Genomic DNA, 18,918 nt, shown 5'->3' on the forward strand with positions numbered 1-18,918 from the left:
ACGGTCGCGCCGCTCATGCCGGGGATTGGCGATCTTCTCACCGGTCGAGAGGGTCAGCAGGTGGTCGAGCCCGACGTCGATGCCGACGGCCGCGCTGGTGGCGGGGAGCGGCTTCACGGACGGGTCCTCGACGAGCAGGGACACATGCCAGCGCCCGGCTGCGTCCTGGGACACGGTCACCGTCATCGGCGCCGGTCCGGCGGGACTGGTCTGTGCCCGCGTCCTGCAGCGCCACGGCATTGAGGTCACCGTGTACGAGGCGGACACCGCGGCCGGTGCGCGCGAGCGGGGCGGCGTCGTCGACCTGTGCGCGGATCTCGGCGGCCGGGCCTTGCGTGCGGCCGGTCTGGCGGCCGGACCGGACGCCGGCGCCCGGACTATTACGCCGTAATAGGTGGACGCCCTGGCCCGGGCCCGGCCCGGACCCGCCTGCCTGCGGTGTGCGCTCGACGTGCCGGAGCTATTACGCCGTAATAGGTGGGCGCCTCGGCCCGGGCCAGGCTGTCCACGGTGTGCGCTCGACGCGCCGGGCTATTACGTCGTAATAGGGCCACGGCGGCGGTGTCCCGGGCGTCGGGTGGCCCGGCCGCCCTGCTGGCTGCCGCCACAACATCCAGCAGGGCTGACGACCGGTCAAGGGCCCTTGCGCACCCGGACGTCACTGCTCCCTACGAGGAGCCCCGTATACCGGTTCACGATCATGGGTGAACGTTGAACCGGAGCCGCTGGGCCGCGAAGAACCAGCTCAGGCCTGCCGGTTGAACGGAGCGCCGGTACGGCTCGGGACCGGCGGGGAGGACTCGCGGGACAGTGCGGCGCGAGCCGTCGTGGCGTCGGTCACGATGCCGGTCAGGAGGCCGGACCCGAGCACCGCGCGCACGGCGCGGGCCTTCTCCCGGCCGCCCGCGACGGCGATGACCTCCGGTGTGTGCCGCAGTTGTTCGGCGTCCACGGCGATCACCCGGTCGGCGAGGTCGGTGCGGACCGGTCTGCCCTGGGCGTCGAACAGCAGCGAGGCCGTTTCGGCGACCACGCCCAGTTCGGCGTGGCGGCGCCGCTCCGGTGCGGACAGGGCGTCGTGCACCGTCGACAGGCCGGGGCCCCAGGCGCCGATGGGCAGCACCGCGGTGGTCAGCGCGCCGAGCCGGTCCAGCGCCGTGGCGATCGTCGGCTGGCTGCGCAGCACGGTCGCGGTCAGGGCGTTGGGCAGGACCAGCGGCGCGTAGAGGGGATGGGCGGCGCCTCCGGAGAGGGCGGCGGCCAGACGGACCGCCTTGACCGACGCGTCGGTGATCGGGCGCTGCGGGTCCACGCCGGTGAGCTGGACCACCGAACAGGGCGGCAGCCGGGTGAACGCCCTGCTGACGGCGGTGACCGCGCGTCCCCAGGCCAGACCGAGCACGTCGTCCTCGTGCAGCAGGCCGGTCAGCAGATGGGCGGCCGGGGGAGCGAGCAGCCGGGTGTACGGTTCCGGCCCGCCGGTGTCGTCCGCGTGCGGGGCGACCACGATCGCGTGCCTCAGCCCGTAGCGGCTCGCGAGCGCGTCGGACAGCTCCGTGTCGAGGGCGGTGGGGAAGGCGATGTCGATACGGACGATGCCGCGGGCGACGGCCAGGTCCAGCAGCCGGGCCACCTTGAAGCGGCTCAGGCCCATCTCCTGCCCGATGTCCACCTTCGAGGCGTTCTCCAGATAGAAACGCTTCGCGATGACGGCCGCGAGCAGCGACTCGGCGTAGGAGTCCTCCGGTGCGTCCTCGACGGGTGCCGTCCTCACAGTTCACTCGCCTTCAGTCGGTCCGGTCGGCGGGCGTGGCCCGGCTCCGGGGCGGTCCTGCCCGGGGGAGTGCCCGGACAACAGGGGTGGACGGGTCCGGTGAGGCCGGCGGGGTGGCCCCGGCGGCCGGCAGGGGCCGCCGGGGCCGTGCCACGTGCGGCCGGGGGAGGGCACGCCGTGGCGGTCCGTCGGAATGAGCCCCGTTGTCCACACGTCGCTCTACGACGAGGTGCGGTGGGCGGTTCACCCGCCCCGTCAGGTGCCGACCATGCCCCGCTCCTCCAGCGCCTTGCGCAGGGCCCGCAGGGCGTAGAAGGCACGGCTCTTGACGGTGCCGGGCGGGATACCGAGGTGCTCGGCCGCCTGGGCCACACTGCACTCCAGGTAGTACATCAGCCTGATGACGGTCCGCTGCTGCTCCGTCAGCTCCTCCAGTGCTTCCAGCACCACATGCAGGGTGAGCAGGGTCTCCGGGGTCTCCCAGGCGGTGTCGAGCTCCTCGGCCGGCCGCAGCTCGAGCGGCCGGATCTGCCGGGAGCGGTGATGGTCGATGACGAGGTTCTTGACCACGGTGAAGAGCCACGGCCGGACGAGTTCGTCACGGGTGCCCAGGTAGGGGGCGTGCTTCCAGGCCCGGGCCGCCGTCTCCTGGAGGATGTCCTCCGCCTTGTGCCAGTCTCCGTCCAGCAGCCGTGTCGCATACCGCAGGAGCAGGGGCCCGTAGCGGTCGTAGACCGTCCGGACGAAGGTGTCGTAGTCGACGTCCGGCGAGGAGTGCCGGGGGTGCGCCCGGCCCGGGGCGGGGGTGGCGGTCCCTGCCTCCAAAGTCCCGTTCATGGGTGGTGACCAATCGTCTTCCGGTGAATCTGTGGCGTGGCTGCCGCCCGAGGGCGGCAGCATGGGGCGACACTCTCCGGAAGGGCTTGGCCAAACCTTGTCGTCTTCTTGTCGCGGTCGGCCGCCGCACCTTGTCGCGTCATCGCGGGGGGTTGGCGAGAGGTTCCGCTCGCGACGTCCGCAGTCCGTTCAGTGGCGAAATGTCACCTGATGGGTCATCGCGTGGAAGGGGGACAGGTCCGGGAACGCGGAGGGAAGCTCATCCGGACGGCCGAGGCGGCTTTCCTTGTGCATGAATGAGCGAAATCGCTATCCCATGAACCTTGTTGATTGCTTCCGGTGAGGGCGGACCGGGGGAAGGCGGGTCAGGACACGCTGTTCGGTGCGTTCGCGGGGTGTTCGGTGAGGACGCCCGTACCACCGCTCCGACGACCGCTGACGAGGCTGCGGCAGTTACAGGCGGCGTGTCGGTGGAGGGGGAACGGTCTCTGCTGGTGGAGAAGACCGTCGCGATGCCGGCGGCACGGGCTGGGCGTCGGGATGGTGGTACTGGAGGGACCCGGGCGGGACGGCAGTGTCCCGTTCTCCGAGGTGGCCTCGGACCTCACGCTCCTGCCGCTGCCGGAGGGCCGTTTCCGAAATTTCCCTGCGCCAGGTCCCCTGCGGACGCGGTACACATACGTGAACGACCCGGCTCCCCTGCCCCGGCGAGCTGTGCGCAGGGGGTGCCGGAGCGGCTGCTGCCGGAGGGAGGCGCATACCATCGGCAGTTCGCCGCGTACCGTTACCGTCTTCAGCGGGGGCAGGGCGGGGGCAGGCAGGGGTGCGGGCGGTCGAGGGGAATGCCGGGGGCGCTCATGTGCCGGGAGGCTGTTTTCGCTTCTTTGTCCGGAGGCGTGCCGAACCGGATAGAATACCCTATGGGGTATCTATGAGGAGGATCTGTGGAACTGGAGATGGCGGCCGACGAGCTGAAGAGCGTGCTCAACCGGCTGCGGCGGGCGCAGGGGCAGATCGCGGGGATCATCCGGATGATCGAGGAGGGGCGGGACTGCGAGGACGTGATCACGCAGCTCGCGGCGGTCTCCCGGGCGCTGGACCGGGCCGGTTTCGCGATCATCGCGACGGGGCTGCAGCAGTGCATGGCCGAGGGTGCCCAGGCGGCCGGGGACCGGGACCAGATGCGGGCGCGACTGGAGAAGCTGTTCCTGTCGCTGGCCTGAGACCTTCGCCGGCCTGAGACCTTCGCGACGGAGAACCGTGCTGAACGCTCTGTCCGCCGCCCGGCCCCGGAGCCGGGTGGCAGGCAGAGCATTCAGGAGAGGGACAGGAAGAGCTTCTCCATCTTCTGGGTGTCCAGGCTGTCGGCGCCGCCCTCCTGGGTCAGGCATTCCCTGAGGCCGGCGGCCACGATGGCGAAGCCGGCCCGGTCCAGCGCGCGGTTGACCGCGGCGAGCTGGGTGACGACGTCCTCGCAGTCGCGTCCTTCCTCCAGCATGCGCACAACGCCGGCGAGCTGGCCCTGGGCGCGCTTGAGCCGGTTGGTGGCCGACCGCACCTGGTCGGTGGGGAGCTGGACCATGGGGTGTTCCTCTCTGCGGACGGTTCGGGGACCGGCTGGGGTCACCGGCCGGGACTGGGGGCGGCGAGGGAGGCGCGCACCTGGTCCATGTCGAGCTCGCGGACGCCGGTGATCAGCTGGTCCAGGGCCTGCGGCGGCAGCGCGCCGGGCTGGGAGAAGACCAGGACGCCCTCACGGAAGGCCATCAGGGTGGGGATCGAGGTGATGTTCGCCGCGGCGGCGAGGGACTGCTCGGCCTCCGTGTCGACCTTGCCGAAGACGATGTCGGGGTGGGCCTGGGAGGCCTTCTCGTAGACCGGGGCGAACATCCGGCACGGTCCGCACCAGGAGGCCCAGAAGTCGACGAGGACGATGTCGTTGCCGGTGACGGTGTTCTCGAAGTCGGCTGCGGTGAGGTCGACGGTGCTCATGGACGGTTTCCTTCCGATGGGACCGGAGTATCGCTTCTTATACCCCCTGGGGTAAAGAACGCGGGGATGGGTCGGGACATTCCCCCGGCGCTCCGGTGCCGTCCGCCACGCGGGGACAAGGTACGGGTGTCCCCGGGATGCCGCTGCCCTGCCGCGCCGAGGGACGGTGCGCCGGGGCAGCGGTGGGCCGGAGCGGGGGCGTGGGGGCCGGGTCCTAGGCCCGGTGCACGGCGCGTCGCAGCGGGCAGCGGGCGACGAAGCCGTAGCAGACGCCCGCACCGGCGCCCAGCGCGGCGAGGGCCGCGAGGATCGGGACGGCAATGTGGGCGGGAGCCTGCTGGAGCAGGACGAAGGTGCCCATGGCCAGCACGAACCAGGCGAAGAGCCGGGAGAGGACGTGGGCGGGGACGCGTCCGGCCAGCCGGGCTCCGGCGAAGCTGCCGACGACAGCGAACCCGGTGACGGCCAGGGTCAGGCCCCAGTTGATCTGGACGGTCGAGAGGTAGCCGGCGAAACCGGCCGCGGACTTCATCGCGATGACCAGCAGTGAGGTGCCGACGGCGACCGGCATGGACAGGCCGCCCAGCAGGGCCAGGGCGGGGACCACGAGGAAGCCGCCGCCCGCGCCGACCAGGCCGGTGGCCAGGCCGACGGCCGCGCCGTCCAGCAGGACCCGTCCCACCGGGAGCTGCTTGTGGGCCCGGTCGGGGTCGACGTTCTTGCGGCCCCGGAGCATGGCGGCGGCGGTGACGATCATCATGACCGCGAAGGCGACCAGCAGCACCGCGTCGGGGATGTGGCCGCCGAGGAGCCCGCCGGTATAGGCGCCGGCCATACCGGCCGCTCCGAACATGACGCCGGTGCGCCAGCGGACCCGCCCGCCGCGGGCATGGTTGATCATGCCCACGGCGGAGGTGACGCCGACGACGAACAAAGAGGTGGCGATGGCCTCCTTGGCGTCCATGCCCGCGACGTAGACCAGCAGCGGCACGGTCAGGATCGAGCCGCCTCCCCCGAGCAGGCCGAGGGAGAGGCCCACCAGCAGCGCGAGGACCAGGACGAGCGTCAGCGTCATGACGGTCACCTGCCCGTGGTGGCGAGCTGGGCGACGGCCTTGCGCGGGTCGAAGGACGATGTGCGGTTCCACGGCATCTTCGACAGCATCACGCCCATGGCACAGGTGTTGCTGAGGGCGGCGAAGGCCAGTCCGCCACCGACGAACGCGGACAGCGCCTGCAGTCCGGGGACCAGGAAGCTGCCGACGGCGCCGACCAGCACCAGGGAGCCGGCGACCAGGCGGACCTGGCGCTCCATGTCCCAGCGCTCCTGGCCGTAGTTGGTCGGGGCGCCGGACTTCTCCCAGGTGGTCATGCCGCCCGACAGGACCGCCAGACCGGGCAGCCCGGCCTCGGCGAGGGCGCGTTCGGCCTGGCCGGCGCGCTGGCCGGAGCGGCACACCAGCACCACGTCGGTGTCCAGGTGCCTGGTCAGCTCCTCGCGGTGCTCGCGCAGGGTGTCCAGCGGGACGTTGTACGCGCCGGGGATGTGCGCGCCCTCGAACTCGGCGGGAGAACGGACGTCGAGCAGACGCGGCGGGTTGGCCGAGTCGAGCCGGGCGCGCAGTTCGTCGATGGTCAGGCTGCGGGGGGTGGGGGCGGTCACGCGTTGATCTCCTGTCGGTTGCCGGAGGTTTCGGGGTTCTCGGAGGTTTCGGGGTTCCGGGAGGGCAGGGCGCACAGCCCCAGGTCGACGGCGTTGTCGAAGCTGTCGTCGACGGCGACGACGTCACGGCCACGGGCGTGGAGCAGTGCGGCGACGACTCCGGCGCGGTATCCGCCGGCGCAGTGCACCCAGACGCGGCCCTCGGGGATCTCCCCGAGGCGGCCCGGCACCTCGTGGACGGGGATGTGCACCGAGCCGGGGATGTACGCCTCGTCGCGTTCCTGGTTGCGGCGCACGTCCAGGACGACGAGGTCGTCGGCGCCGGCCCAGGCGGCCTCGAGACCGGCGAACGTGGCCTGCCGGTAGGCGGCCAGGGGCTCGCCGCCGGCCCAGTCCTCCGGGCCGCCGGTGGCCATGGCGGCCGGGCGGTCGATGCCGATGCGGACCAGCTCGCGCTGGGCCTCGGCCACGTCCCCGGCGGTCTCGCCGAGCAGGGTGACCGGGGTGCCCCACGGGATCAGCCAGCCCAGGTAGGTGACGAACTGGCCGTCCAGTCCGAAGTTGAGGCTGCCGGCCAGGTGTCCGGCGGCGAAGGCGGTGCGGTCGCGCAGGTCCACCACCCACTCGCCGGCGTCGATCCGGCGCCGCAGCTCGGCCGGGTCCGCCACGGACGGCGCGGACAGGTCCGGCGCGCCGGGTCCGTCCGAGTTGGCCGGGCCCATGTGGGCGTAGTAGGCCGGGTAGGCGTCCAGGCCCGCGAGCAGCTGCTCGACGTAGGCCTCCTCGTCGGCGGTCAGCGCGGTGTTGGTGCGCTTCTCCTCGCCGATGGTGCTGGCCAGCCCGGCGGCCTGGGTCGCGGAGCAGAAGGAGCCGAAGCCGTGGGTGGGGTAGACGGCGGTCTCGTCCGGCAGCTCCTGCGCCAGCCGGCGTGCCGAGCGCCACTGGGCCCGCACCAGGGTGTCGGTGTGGTCAGGGCCCAGCAGGTCGGGACGCCCGGTGGAGCCGTAGAGCAGGGAGCCGCCGGTGAACACCGCGACATGCTCCCCGCCGGCCTCCAGCGCGTAGGACAGGTGGGTGTGGGTGTGGCCCGGGGTGTGGATCACCCGCACCCGCATGGTGTCGCCGACCTCGATGACCTGACCGTCGTGTGCCGGGGTCCGCTCGTAGGAGACCTCATCGTCGGCGTTCACCAGGTACTGCGCGCCCACCTCGCGGGCCAGGGCCAGGCCGCCGGTGACGTAGTCGTTGTGGATGTGTGTCTCGAACACGTGGGTGATCCGCACTCCGGCGGCGTCGGCCAGCGCGGTGACGCGGTCGTAGTCGCGCTGGGGGTCGACCACCAGGGCCACGGAACCGTCGTGGGCGAGATAGGTGCGGTCCCCCAGGCCGGGGGTCTCGACGGGCAGAACGGTGATCATCGCGTCTCCTCGGAGAGTGCGGGGGCGGTGGAGGCGGTGGGGGCACCGGGCGCGTCGCCGGTGGCGGCGGGGCGCCCGGCGTCGATCCAGGCGCCGGTGCCGCCGCCGACGCTGTGGGCGTCGTATCCCAGGTCACGGAGCAGCGAGGTCGCCTGTGCGCTGCGGCCGCCGCTCTGGCAGATCACGTAGACCGGCCGGTCCTTGGGCAGTCCGGCGAGGGCCAGGGACAGATTGGGGAGCGGTGCGGACCGGGCGCCGGGGACGTGGCCGGCGCGGTACTCGCCACCGTTGCGGACGTCGACGACGAGGGCGCCTGCCGCGTGCACCTCGGCGAACCGCTGCTGGTCGATCTCGGGAACCATGCGGGGGGAACTCCTGCTCACATAGGCTGCGTGATACCCGGGGGGGGTATGCCTGAGCTCAACCGTAACAGGATCCGGTTTATGCCCCGGGGGGTATACGGATGTGACGTGCCTCACGTATCCGGGTCTTCGGGTGGAGGGTGGAACGGAGGTGTGACCGGGCCGGCGCGTCGCTCCGCCCGTCGGGCCGGGGGCGGTCCAGGTTCCGGGCCGAGTGGCGGGCGCTTCCCGGCCGCCTGCCGCAGACGGCCGGGAAGCGCCGCGGAGCCGGGCTCGTGCCGGTGCCGGGCTCGGTCCATGCCGTGGCCCGGTGGTGCCGGTGTTCGTGCCGTCCGCCCAGGGGGACCGCTGCGGCCTCGGGTGTGGGGCCGTGCCGCGCGGCGGGGTGGTCCGTGCCCGAAGTGCCGCCGCGTGCCGTCTTCCTGGCCGGAGGCGGGTTGCCCTGTCCCCTTGGCGGAACTACCTCGCCGGCAGGAAGCGCATCGGTGGGGCCGGGGTGAAGCGGTCGGTGACGTCTCCGACGAGTCCGCCCGTGAGACCGGTGTCGTGGGCCAGGTCGAGCTTCAGCGCGGGTGCGCCGTCGGAGAGGTCGAGGCCGGACATGCGGGCCCAGACGATGTTGGGCCGTGACGTGGACTCGTAGACGTAGATGCCGTCGGTCAGGTCCGCGACGGTGCGCCACACGGTCTGTGAGGCGTAGGGCTTGTCGGGGTCGGCGATGCGGTACGGCTGGGCGGCGTTGCGCATCACGCTCAGCAGGGAGGCGACCGCCTCGGTGGTGCTGCCGGGCCGCGGGAGCCTGGTCAGGTAGTACGCCGCGCGCGCGAAACGGTCCGCGGGGTCGGTGCCGCCCGGCAGGGGCTCACTGCCGCCCAGGCCCTCGACGGTGCGCAGGCGGGCGAGCTGTTCGTCGAACGGGGGCGAGTTGGTGACCACCGTGTAGGCCCGGTCGTGGTGGACGCGCGGTGTCCCGTCCAGGTACTCGACGATCGCCGAGTCGCCCGACCGGTCGTCCAACGCCAGGTGCAGGGTCACCGGCTTGCCGCTCGACGGGTCGCGCTGCGCGACGATCTGGAGCCGGTAACTCTCGATCCAGGCGGCCGCGTCGGCGACGGTCGCGAAGGTGTCGAGGACGTACTGCATCCAGACCGCCACGCTCAGCGCCGGGCGGCTCGTGTCCCGCTCGCCGTAGTCGGACTCCGGGAGGAACAGCTGATGGGCCGCGAGGCCGGCTTCGTTGAACCCGTCGACGGTCATCAGATCGTGCGCGCCGGCGACCAGGCTGCCGTACGCGGAGGTCCAGGTCAGCGTCCCGTCGAGCCCGTCGTCGCGGGCCATGCCGCGCGGGAACGCCCAGAGGTTCGTCCCCGTCTCCTCCATCCAGTCCATGTTGCGCCCGGCAAGGACGGCCCCGCCCGCATCGGCCCAAAGTGCCCGTGTGCACATGAGTGACTGCCTTCCGGACGTACGTCGTCTGACCTGCCGTGCGGCGGGCGAAGGGCCCACCCGTAGTGGGCATTATGGCGAAGTGGGGGTGAATCGGGCCTTTCGGTCGGGCCGCCACGCCGGTCGGTACGGCGGCGTAGGGGCCGGCGGGCCACGCCGCCCGCCGCTGGTCATGGCCGGGCCGGGATCACACGTGGGCCGCGCCGGCTGCTTCCGTGTCCAGGGCGGTGAGCCGGGCCCGTACGTCCTTCAGGCCCTCGAAGGTGTCCTTCTCCGGGCCGTCGGCGCCCTCCAGGGCCCGGGTCCAGGCCGCCCGGGCGGCGGACCGGTCGCCCATCGCGAGGTGGGTGTCGCCGATGCACGTCAGCGACCTGATCACGTGCTTGCGGTCGTGGCCTTCCTCGAACACCGTCAGGGCCCGGCGGTGGGAGGCCAGCGCCTGACGGTGCCGGCCGACGGCGCCGTAGGCGCGGCCCAGGTTGTTCCAGCACATCGCCTCACGCCACGGCGCGTTCAGGCCCTGGAACACGGAGATGGCCTCCTCGCTGTAGGCGATGCCCTGCTCGGGCCGGCCCAGCAGCGTGTGGAACTTCGCCACCGCGGTCAGGGGGTCGGACATCCACAGGGGGTCCCCCGTCCCGCGGGCCAGTTCCAGCGCGCGTTCCGCCCGTTCCAGGGCCTCCGCGTCGCGGCCGAGCAGGCCGAGCACGTACGAGGCTGCGTACTGGGTGCGGACCCGCTCGATCAGGGTGTCCAGGCCACCGGGGGCGTCGTCGAAGAGCGCGGCGGCACGGTCCAGGTGGATCACGGCCTCGTCCCCGTGGCCCATCTCACCGTGCATCACGCCGAGCATCCGCAGACAGCGCCCCTGCTCGTCGCGGTCCCCCAGCCGGCGGGCCGCCGCCAGGGCGGAGGTGAGCACCTCGACGCCCTCGGACCAGCGTTCGTGGCGGTTCAGGTGCTCCTTGAGGACACGGCCCAGGGTGATGACGTGGCGGTCCAGGCGGCGGGCGACGGCCGTCTGGAACACGCGGGTCAGCACGAGCTGTTCGGCGGTGAACCAGCGCGCCACCTCTCCCGGGTCCCGGGGCCGTTCGGGAACGGTGCCGGGGGTGGGGGGGCCGGGATCCACCGGTCTGGGTTCGTGATTCAGCAGGCGGTTGCCGGCGTGGCCGGTGAAGGCGTAGTGGTCCAGGACGCGTGCGGTGGCGGCGTCGCGTTCGGCACCGGTGTCCGCCTCGTGGATGAGCCCGGCGGCGTACTCGCGGAGCAGGTCGTGCAGGGCGTAGCGGCCGGGCGCGGGCTGCTCGACGAGACGGACCTGGGCGAGCTCGGTGAGCAGGCGGCGGGCCCGGGCCACGGGGAGCGCGGCGAGACTGGCGGCGGCGGGGACGGTGATGTCGGGCCCCGGGTGGAGGGCGAGGAGCCGGAAGAGGCGGGTGGCGGGCTCGTCCAGGGCCCGGTAGGACCAGGAGAACACGGTGCGCGGATCGGTGCCGGCGTCGAGGGTGGTGAGGGCGTCGAGGCGGCCGCCGGTCTCGCGCAGTTCGTCGGCGACGGCGCTCAGCGGGAAGGTCGGGTTGAGGACCGCGCGGGCGGCGATGACGGCCAGGGCCAGCGGCAGGCGTCCGCACAGCCGGACGATGGCGGCCGCAGCCTCCGGTTCGGCACGCAGGCGCGCGGGACCGAGGCGGCGGGCCAGGATCTCGTACGCCTCCGATTCCGGGGGCAGGGCGAGGGGCAGGGGGCGGGCACCCTCACCCGCGACGAGTCCGGTGAGCCTGCTGCGGCTGGTGACCAGGGTCAGGCAGCCGGGCCCGTTCGGCAGCAGCGGCCGGACCTGTTCCTCGTCGCGGGCGTTGTCCAGGACGACCAGGACGCGCCGCCCGGCCAGCGTGCTGCGGAACAGGGCGGTGCGGGCGGCGGTGTCCTCGGGGACGCGCTGCGCGGGGACGCCCAGCGCGGTGAGGAAGCCGTGCAGGACGGCGGCGGGATCCAGCGGGGGCGTGTGCGGGTGGAAGCCGCACAGGTCGACGAAGAGCCGTCCGTCGGGGAAGTGGCGGGCGACCTGGTGGGCGTGGTGGACCGCGAAGGCCGTCTTGCCCACCCCGGCGGAACCGCCGATGAGCACCACGCGCGCCGCGCCCGGCCCGTCACGGTCCGGCGGCAGCCCGGGGGCGGAGAGCCAGGCGGACTCGGTCTCCCGGCCGGCGAACACCTTCAGGTCGTCGGGCAGTTGCGCGGGCCGGCACAGCGGCGCGGGACGGCCTTCCCGAGGGGCCGGTAGGCCGGCGAGCGTCGGCCGTTCCGTGTGCTGTGCGCTCTGCGTGGTGGGTGGCAGGGACGGTTGCGGGGTGCTGTCGCCCGCCGGGGGTGAGTCGGGTGGGGTGAGGGGTGGCAGGTCGTTGCGGAGGATGCCGTCGTGCAGGGCGCGCAGTTCGGGACCGGGGTCGAGACCGAGGGCGTCGGCGAGGTGCCGGCGTACCTCCTCGTACCGCCGCAGCGCTTCGGGGCCACGGCCCGCCAGATACAGGGCGCGCAGGAGCAGGGCCCAGCCGGTCTCGCGCAGCGGGTGCCGGCCGGTCAGCCGTTCGGCCGCGGTCACCGCCCGTGGCAGCTGGCCGGTCAGCAGCAGCGCGGCGGCGCGCAGTTCGGCGGCGCCGAGTCGCAGGTCCTCCAGGCGGGCGGCCTCCGGCCGGGCGAACGGATGGCCGACTGCGTCGGCCAGGGCGGCCCCGCGCCACATGCCCAGGGCCTCCTCGACACCGCGCAGCGCGTCGGCGGCCCGGGAGGCCGCGAGGTCCCGGCGGGCCCGGGTGAGCGCCTCGGTGAAGCACACCGTGTCCCGGGCCCCGGGCGGTATCCGCAGGGCGTAGCCGGCCGGTTCGGTCACCAGGACCTCGAAGTCCCGCGATCCGCGCCGCCGTTGTTCCAGTACCCCGCGCACTCTGCTGACCTGCGCGTACAGGGACGGCATCGCCGCGGCCGGGGGCCGCCCCCGCCACAGGTCCTCGCAGAGGGTCTCCGGGGCCACCGCGTGACCGTCGGCGAGCAGCAGTCGGATCAGTAGCAGCCGCTGTCCGCGCCGTCCCGGATCCACGGGCACGCCGTCGCGCCGTACGACCAGCGGTCCCAGTACCGCGACCCGCAGCCCGCGCTCCCCGGCCGTGACCGGGACGGCGGACGGTTCGTCCCGGGTGCCGTCCAGCCCTGCCATGTCCGCCCGTACTCCTTCCCGCGTCCGTCCCGTCCGTCCCGTCCGTCCCGTCCGTGCAGACCGCCGGACGGCGCGCACCGTAACCCGTGGGGCCGCCGTGGCGCCGCTTACCAGGCGGTACGTTTCTGCATATGGACACGTTCAACGGACACGTTCCACGGGCATGTCCAACGGACCTGACGCACGGCCACGCGTGAGCGGCCCTCCGGCGGTGTCCGCTCAGGAGTCCAGGGCGGTGAGCCGCTCCCGTACCTCCCGGGCACTCGTGGGCAGCGCGTGCGATTCCGCGATGCCGAGGGCACGCACCCAGTCCGCGCCCGCCGCCTCCCGGTCGCCCATGGCCAGACGGGTGTCGCCCAGCCGCATCAGCGAGCCGGTGAAGTCCCTGTGGTTCCCCAGCTTCTCGAAGATCCCCAGCGCCCGCCGGTAGGTGCGCACCGCCTCCTCGTACCGGCCGAGCAGATGCAGGGCGCAGCCCAGGCTGTCCAGGGAGATGCCCACCCACAACGGCAGCTCCAGGCGTTCGAACACGGCGACGGCCTCCTCGCCGTACGCCACCGCCGGCCCGGGCTGCTTCAGGCAGCAGTGCAGCCAGGCGAGTCCGTTGAGGCACTGGCCCGTACACCTGTCGTCCCCCGCCTCCCGGGCCATCACGAGGGCCCGCTCGGCCGGCGCCAGGGCCTCCCGGATGTCGCCGGCCTCGTAGCGCGTGAACGCCACGTCGTGCAGGACGCGCGCCTGTTCGGCGCGCGCGCCCAGATCCGCGAAGATCTGCGCGGAGAGTTCCAGATCCTCCAGGGACTGTTCGAAACGCTCCAGACGGCCGTGGAAGTGGCCGAGGAACCGCAGACAGCGTCCCTCTTCCCGGCGGTCGCCCCGGCGCCGGGCCGCTTCCAGGGCGGGGGTCAGGGCGGCGATCGCCTCCGGCCAGAACTCCTGACGGTCCGCGAATCCCGTCAGCAGCCAGGCCAGTCCGGAGATGTGGCGGTCCGATCCCTGGTGCACCGCGGTGCGCAGCAGGCCGTTCAGCACCCGGCGCTCGGCGGTGAACCAGCGGCCGGCCTGTTCGACGCCGGCGAGGTCCTCCGGGACGACGCCCGGGTACGGGGAGCCGATGTCGAGTTCCGACACCGTCTCGTGCTCGAACAGCCGGCCGGCCGCGTGCGCCGTGAACATGTAGTGGTCCAGGACCCGGAGCGTGGCCCGCCGGCGCTCGTCGGCGCCGTCGTGGGCGTGGGTGAGTTCGGTGGCGTAGCCGCGCAGGAGGTCGTGGAGGGTGAACCGGCCGGGCAGCGGCTGGCCGACGAGGCAGGCCCGGGTCAGCACGCCGAGCAGGCGGCGGGTCTCGGGGAGGGGGAGCCCGGCGAGGCCGGCGGCCGCCGGGGCGGTGATCTCGGGGCCGGGGTGGAGGGCGAGGAGCCGGAAGAGGCGGGCGGCGGGCTCGTCCAGGGCCCCGTAGGACCAGGAGAACACGGCCCGGACGTCGGTGGTGGTGTCGAATCCGGTGAACGCGTCCAGGCTGCCGTGGGACTGCCGCAGCTCGTCGGCGACGGTGTGCAGGGGGAAGGCGGGTTCGAGCTCGGTGCGGGCGGCGACCACGGCGAGGGCCAGGGGCAGCCGCCCGCACAGCTGGATGATGTCGGCCGCGGCCGCGGGCTCGGCGGCCAGCCGCTCCTCGCCGAGCCGCCGCGCCAGCGTCTCGTGGGCCTCGGGGTGGGAGGGCAGCGGAAGCGGCAGCGGGCGGGCCCCGTCCGTCGCGATCAGGCCGGTGAGCTGGTTGCGGCTGGTGACGAGGGTGAGACAGCCGTCCCCCGCGGGCAGCAGCGGGCGGACCTGTTCCTCGTCGCGGGCGTTGTCCAGGACGACGAGGACCCGCCGGCCGGCCAGCAGACTGCGCAGCAGCGCGGTGCGGTCGGCGGTGTCCTCGGGGATGCCCGGGGCGGGGACTCCGAGCGCGGTGAGGAAGCCGTACAGCGCGTCACCGGGTGCCACGGCGGGCGCGTGCGGGTGGAAGCCGCACAGGTCGACGAAGAGCTGCCCGTCGGGAAAGGCGGGGGCGATCCGGTGGGCGTGGTGGACGGCGAAGGTCGTCTTGCCGATGCCGGGGGCGCCGCCGATGACGACGACGGAACCGGCGGCCGGGACCGGCCCCGGCTCCGACTCGTCGCTCAGGGCGGAGAGCCAGGCGCCCTCGGTCGTCCGGCCGGCGAACACCCCGAGATCGTTCGGCAGTTGGGCGGGCCGGGCCAGTACCGGCGGCTCGCCCGGCACACCGCCGTCGGCCGGGTCGGCGCTCGCACCGGGAACACCGGCGGCACCGCCGGCATCGGCGGCGGTGACGGGCGTGGCCCGCTCCTCCTCCGCGGGCGCCCCGGGAGCGTCCAGCCCGCCCACGTCACCGGTGCCGGTTCCGTCACCGGTCCCACCGGCGTACTCGCCGCCGCTTCCGCCGTTGGTTCCGCGGCTGTTCCCACCGCCTCCGCCGCTGGTCTCACCGCCGTTTCCGCCGCTGCTCCCGCCGCCGGGGCCGGGGGCGGGAGCCGGGCCCGCCCCCTTCACCCCGTCGGCCGTGATCAGCGGCGGCAGCTCGTGGCGGAGGATGCCGTCGTGCAGGGCGCGCAGCTCGGGGCCGGGACCGAGGCCCAGCTGGTCGGCGAGGTGCCGCCGCAGCTCCGTATAGCGCTGCAGCGCCTCGGGGTGACGGCCCGCCAGGTACAGCGCGCGCAGCAGCAGGGCCCAGCCGCTCTCCCGGAGCGGGTGCAGTACGGTCAGCTCCTGCGCCGCCGCCACGGCCTCCGGAACCCGCCCGTCCAGCAGCAGCGCGGTGGTGCGTATCTCCCGGGCGGTCTGCCGCAGTTCGTCCAGCCGCGCGGCCTCGTCGGCGGCGAACAGCTGGTCCGCGGCGTCGGCGAGCGCGGCACCCCGCCACATGCCCAGGGCCCGCTCGGCCTCGCGCAGGGCCCCCTCGGCCGGGCCCTGCCCGAGCAGCCGGTGCGCTTCGGCCACGGCGCGCTCGAAGCGCACGGTGTCCCGGCTCCCGGGCGGGACGCGCAGGGCGTAGCCGGTGGGTTCGGTGACCAGTATCTCGAAGTCCCGCTGCCGGTACCGGGGTTCCAGGACGGCGCGGATCTTGCTGACGTGGGCGTAGAGGGAGGCGGTCGCCCCGCCCGGATTCCCGCCCTGCCGCGGTGGCCACAGCTCCTCGCACAGCGTCTCGCCGGCGACCGCCCGTCCGTCGGCGAGCAGCAACCGGATCAGCAGCTGCCGCTGCTTGCGCCGGCCGGGGTCCAGCACCACGCCCGCCCGCCGCACCACCAGCGGACCCAGCATCCCGAAGTCGAGCTCATGTCCCACAGCCGTCACCGTTCCCCCCGGCGTGCCGTTCAACGGCGTCACTCGACGCGCGTACACCCCCGTACCCCCTGCGCGGACGGCCCGATGACCCACTGTGGTGAACGCCTGATGCCGTACCGTCCGGTCACCTGTGCGGCTTCCGCGACCCCTGTCGCGGGTGAGCCGCCCGCCCGAGTAGTGCGGCGGTGCCGGTGTGGGGAACGGTGAGGACACCGTCGTCCGATTCCCGCACGTCACGGCGGAGATTAGCAGGGACGGGCAATGACACCGACTGCAATGCCCCTGCGCGCCGTGCTCCCGCGGCCCTCGGGGCGCGAGACACTCTTGCGGAGGTGACTCCACCCACCGCCGAAGCGGCGGGCTTCCTGCGTCGGTGGCCAAGCACCGTCGCAGAGGACCAGCCCGGCCCTGCTGAGCACGTTGAGCGAGCCTACGTCGTTGGCGTTCGCGAGGAAGCCGCACGTGGTGCACTCGAACTTTGCCTGGGTGGCGCGGTTCTCCTTGGCGATGTGCCCGCAGTCGGGGCAGGCAGGACTGGGAGGTCCTGGAGCAGGAGCTGTACGCGGCCGGTGCGGAGCCCGCCGAGGTGGAGGCAGGGTCGCGCCGGCTTCTCGCCGAGGCGCGGGGCCACCAGCTCGCCGAGGCACGCAAGCAGTCAGGGTTGGCCCAGCGGGACGTAGCGACGCGGATGGGGGTCAGTATCGCCCGGATCTCCCAGATCGAACATGGTGAGGGCGCCACCTTGGACGTTATCGCCCGCTTTGTGGAGGCGCTCGGTGGGAGGCTGGATCTGGTCGCGGACTTCGGCGACCACACCCTACGCATGCCGGCCAGTGGCAATCGGGGCAGTGCGGCGGCGTAGTTGTCGGGGCTGCTGCACGGATAAGTGATCCCGGTCCGGCCGGCCCGCTCGGAGCCCGAGGCTGACCGCTGACGAAGCCGTCGGACGTCCCGGGGAACTCGCCCTACCCTGTGCGTCCCAGGTGTTGAGGCCCGCCATTCGTGTCGAGGGTGAGGGCTCAGCTCCCGTCCGTCCAGTACTTCTGGAGTCTCGCGACCGCTTCGTCCTTGGTCATCCCCGCCACCGTGTCCTCGCCAACGCCCACACGGTGGATGAGTAGATGCACCAAGTCGGCGGGAAGGGCCTCGCTGGGCGGCTCGGGGGCACCTCGGTCAGGCAGCTCGCCCTGCTGTACGCACGCCCAGAAATCGTCCTCGCATACGTCCAGTTGGTCCCGCAGGATGTGTCGCCACATCGCGGCGCCGTACGCGGTGCGGTCCACCGGGTGCGAGATTCTGGTGCGCAGGATCCGGCCGTCGTGCAGGGTGAGTTCGTAGGTCACGTGATGGGTGCCGGTGCGCCCGCGTGCGTCCCGGACGCGTTCCCACTTCTCGGCACGGCAGAAACGGTCATGGTTCTCACGGTCGGGCTGGGGCCAGGTCACCGTGGAGCACCCACCAGCCAGTCGCGCAGCTGTCCGTCGTCGCTGAGAGCGATCAGCTGCACCAGGCCCCAGTTGTCCGCGTGGTTGGGTGCGGTCCGCAGCCTGTCCTGCCAGTCCTCGGCATACTCGCGAAGGACCTGGACCATCTCCCCTATGGCCTCGTCGAAGGTAGCCCCGTCGGCGGCCAGCGGCAGGCCTGACAGAAAGACGGACCAGCCGCCCGCCTCGGCGACCACCTCCGCCTTCGAGGGGCACACCAGTGACAGATACTGGCGCAGTCGCTCCACGTCCACGACCGCCGAGAGCCTGGAGTCACGGCGTACGGTCGCCACCCGTCCCTCGTCGGCCGCGTCGAGGAGGTCCTTCAGGTGGGTGCGGGCCTGGGTGTAGCTCTCGTAGTGGACCGCGGCCATGACCTGCCTCCTTGTTCGTCCCGACCTCTCCAGCGTGCACTCATCCGTCACGTACGTCAAGTACTTCACGTACGTGCCATGGGTGCGGTCGCTGGAGGCGCGGCTGCTCCAGATTCGCCGGTCGTCCGCCTCGTCCCGGCGCAGCGGAATCAGCCGGCCGCCGGCCGCCGCGCCGCCGTCCTCGTCTTCCCGCGCATCGACGCCGATGCGGACCCGGCCGAGGAGAACACGGTCCGGACCCTGGCCGCCGACGACTTCCTGAGCGGCGGGACCGAGCGTTCGGGCTCTGACCGGCTGGGGGGAGAGCCCGTCCGCCGCTTCCCACCCTCCAGCCCGGCCGTACCGGCCCGCCCCACGCACCGCCGGGGCTGCCGCTCCCTCACCCTGGAGGATTCAGCACCGCGCATCCGGTTTCCCCGCACGGTGAACCGGTGACTGCCTTTCCTCGTAGGCCGGTTGGGACGCACAGGCGTCCGGCCGGCCGGAGCGGTGACGGCGTTGGCACGCTGCGCCTCCCGCTCTCCTCCCCGGCAAGAACCGTGCCGCTCTGCCGGCACCGCATCTCACCGACAGAAGGAAATTCTTTCGTGAAGCGTTCCACCCAGCGCCTCTCCCTCGCGGCGGCCGCGGCGGCCGCGATGACGCTCCTGCTGCCCGCCTCCCCGGCGGCCGCGATCAACCAGACCGACTGCGGCGACCGGACGGACTTCGTCAAGGTCTGGTACAACGGCGGCGCCAACACCAAGTGCTTCGCCAACGCGGGCACCATCCTCACCGGTCTCGCCGACGTCGAGCGCATCACGTCCGGCAACAACCGGATCCACGTCTGGCTGGGCAACGAGATCAGGGTCATGGAGAAGTGGTCCTCGATCCGCGACATCGAGAACCTCAACTCCCCCCTGTACGCCCTGCAGATCCACTGATCCGACGCGTCTCGGACCCGGTTCACCGTGCGCCGTGGCCGAGGGCCCTCCCGCCCCGGCGCGCGGGCCCGGGAC

Annotated in this window: 19 protein-coding genes and 1 pseudogene; 5 read left to right on the top strand and 15 right to left on the bottom strand. The window is 73.0% G+C overall.

Annotation, left to right across the window (positions count from 1 at the left end; translation table 11 throughout):
* Positions 1-198, bottom strand: a pseudogene (locus ACIF9R_RS35675) (transposase); the annotation flags it as partial.
* 52 nt (positions 199-250) lie between these two features.
* On the opposite strand from ACIF9R_RS35675, the gene ACIF9R_RS35680 reads away from it, so the two are divergent.
* The gene (locus ACIF9R_RS35680; protein WP_399986915.1) at positions 251-391 is read left to right on the top strand and encodes a hypothetical protein; all 141 of its coding nucleotides are present in this window, start codon (positions 251-253) and stop codon (positions 389-391) included.
* Positions 392-745: 354 nt separating this feature from the next.
* Here ACIF9R_RS35680 and ACIF9R_RS35685 read toward each other — a convergent pair whose 3' ends face one another.
* Positions 746-1,774, bottom strand: a complete 1,029-nt coding sequence (locus ACIF9R_RS35685) for a sugar-binding transcriptional regulator (protein ID WP_399986860.1) — start codon at positions 1,772-1,774, stop codon at positions 746-748.
* A 255-nt stretch (positions 1,775-2,029) separates the two neighbouring features.
* Positions 2,030-2,611, bottom strand: coding sequence for a sigma-70 family RNA polymerase sigma factor (locus tag ACIF9R_RS35690; RefSeq protein ID WP_399986862.1), 582 nt, complete (start codon positions 2,609-2,611; stop codon positions 2,030-2,032).
* 944 nt (positions 2,612-3,555) lie between these two features.
* Between ACIF9R_RS35690 and ACIF9R_RS35695 the strand changes: the two genes are divergently transcribed.
* Complete coding sequence (locus ACIF9R_RS35695; RefSeq protein ID WP_399986864.1) at positions 3,556-3,834, top strand: metal-sensitive transcriptional regulator; 279 nt, start codon at positions 3,556-3,558, stop codon at positions 3,832-3,834.
* Positions 3,835-3,926: 92 nt separating this feature from the next.
* Here ACIF9R_RS35695 and ACIF9R_RS35700 read toward each other — a convergent pair whose 3' ends face one another.
* The 10 genes from ACIF9R_RS35700 to ACIF9R_RS35745 form a co-directional block, all read right to left on the bottom strand.
* Positions 3,927-4,193: a metal-sensitive transcriptional regulator gene (locus tag ACIF9R_RS35700; RefSeq protein ID WP_399986866.1), complete on the bottom strand. Its 267-nt coding sequence runs from the start codon at positions 4,191-4,193 to the stop codon at positions 3,927-3,929.
* Positions 4,194-4,234: 41 nt separating this feature from the next.
* Positions 4,235-4,603: a thioredoxin gene (gene trxA, locus ACIF9R_RS35705; RefSeq protein ID WP_399986868.1), complete on the bottom strand. Its 369-nt coding sequence runs from the start codon at positions 4,601-4,603 to the stop codon at positions 4,235-4,237.
* 214 nt (positions 4,604-4,817) lie between these two features.
* Positions 4,818-5,678: a sulfite exporter TauE/SafE family protein gene (locus tag ACIF9R_RS35710; protein WP_399986870.1), complete on the bottom strand. Its 861-nt coding sequence runs from the start codon at positions 5,676-5,678 to the stop codon at positions 4,818-4,820.
* Between the two features lie 5 nt (positions 5,679-5,683).
* Complete coding sequence (locus tag ACIF9R_RS35715; RefSeq protein ID WP_399986871.1) at positions 5,684-6,265, bottom strand: rhodanese-like domain-containing protein; 582 nt, start codon at positions 6,263-6,265, stop codon at positions 5,684-5,686.
* Positions 6,262-7,683, bottom strand: a complete 1,422-nt coding sequence (locus ACIF9R_RS35720; RefSeq protein WP_399986873.1) for a rhodanese-like domain-containing protein — start codon at positions 7,681-7,683, stop codon at positions 6,262-6,264. The genes ACIF9R_RS35715 and ACIF9R_RS35720 overlap by 4 nt, the downstream gene beginning before the upstream one ends.
* Entirely contained in the window at positions 7,680-8,045 is a 366-nt protein-coding gene (locus ACIF9R_RS35725; RefSeq protein WP_399986875.1) for a rhodanese-like domain-containing protein, read from the bottom strand. Before ACIF9R_RS35725 ends, ACIF9R_RS35720 begins: the two co-directional genes overlap by 4 nt.
* Before the next feature lie 459 nt (positions 8,046-8,504).
* Complete coding sequence (locus ACIF9R_RS35730) at positions 8,505-9,491, bottom strand: linear amide C-N hydrolase (protein WP_399986877.1); 987 nt, start codon at positions 9,489-9,491, stop codon at positions 8,505-8,507.
* A gap of 187 nt (positions 9,492-9,678) precedes the next feature.
* Complete coding sequence (locus ACIF9R_RS35735) at positions 9,679-12,708, bottom strand: AfsR/SARP family transcriptional regulator (protein WP_399986879.1); 3,030 nt, start codon at positions 12,706-12,708, stop codon at positions 9,679-9,681.
* Between the two features lie 219 nt (positions 12,709-12,927).
* A complete protein-coding gene (locus tag ACIF9R_RS35740; protein ID WP_399986881.1) occupies positions 12,928-16,062 on the bottom strand; it encodes a BTAD domain-containing putative transcriptional regulator in 3,135 nt (1,044 codons plus the stop codon).
* Positions 16,063-16,307: 245 nt separating this feature from the next.
* Positions 16,308-16,658: a zinc ribbon domain-containing protein gene (locus ACIF9R_RS35745; RefSeq protein ID WP_399986911.1), complete on the bottom strand. Its 351-nt coding sequence runs from the start codon at positions 16,656-16,658 to the stop codon at positions 16,308-16,310.
* On the opposite strand from ACIF9R_RS35745, the gene ACIF9R_RS35750 reads away from it, so the two are divergent.
* Positions 16,541-16,924 carry a helix-turn-helix domain-containing protein gene (locus ACIF9R_RS35750; protein WP_399986883.1) on the top strand — a complete coding sequence of 128 codons (384 nt, stop codon included), beginning with the start codon at positions 16,541-16,543 and terminating at the stop codon, positions 16,922-16,924. The two genes, ACIF9R_RS35745 and ACIF9R_RS35750, sit on opposite strands and share 118 nt — an antisense overlap.
* 157 nt (positions 16,925-17,081) lie before the next feature.
* Here the strand turns inward: ACIF9R_RS35750 and ACIF9R_RS35755 are convergent, their stop codons facing one another.
* On the bottom strand, positions 17,082-17,507 hold the full coding sequence (locus ACIF9R_RS35755) for a cytotoxic translational repressor of toxin-antitoxin stability system (protein WP_399986885.1): 426 nt from the start codon (positions 17,505-17,507) through the stop codon (positions 17,082-17,084).
* Positions 17,504-17,920 (bottom strand): prevent-host-death protein, encoded by a 417-nt coding sequence (locus tag ACIF9R_RS35760; protein WP_399986887.1) that lies wholly within the window; start codon positions 17,918-17,920, stop codon positions 17,504-17,506. Before ACIF9R_RS35760 ends, ACIF9R_RS35755 begins: the two co-directional genes overlap by 4 nt.
* Positions 17,921-17,998: 78 nt before the next feature.
* On the opposite strand from ACIF9R_RS35760, the gene ACIF9R_RS35765 reads away from it, so the two are divergent.
* Together ACIF9R_RS35765 and ACIF9R_RS35770 are read left to right on the top strand one after the other, a co-directional pair.
* Positions 17,999-18,355: a hypothetical protein gene (locus ACIF9R_RS35765; protein WP_399986888.1), complete on the top strand. Its 357-nt coding sequence runs from the start codon at positions 17,999-18,001 to the stop codon at positions 18,353-18,355.
* A 152-nt stretch (positions 18,356-18,507) separates the two neighbouring features.
* The gene (locus ACIF9R_RS35770; protein WP_399986890.1) at positions 18,508-18,843 is read left to right on the top strand and encodes a beta/gamma crystallin domain-containing protein; all 336 of its coding nucleotides are present in this window, start codon (positions 18,508-18,510) and stop codon (positions 18,841-18,843) included.
* The last annotated feature ends 75 nt before the right edge of the window (positions 18,844-18,918 follow it).

The sequence above is a fragment of the Streptomyces sp. NPDC086080 genome (genome assembly GCF_044540255.1).
Taxonomy (GTDB): Bacteria; Actinomycetota; Actinomycetes; order Streptomycetales; family Streptomycetaceae; genus Streptomyces.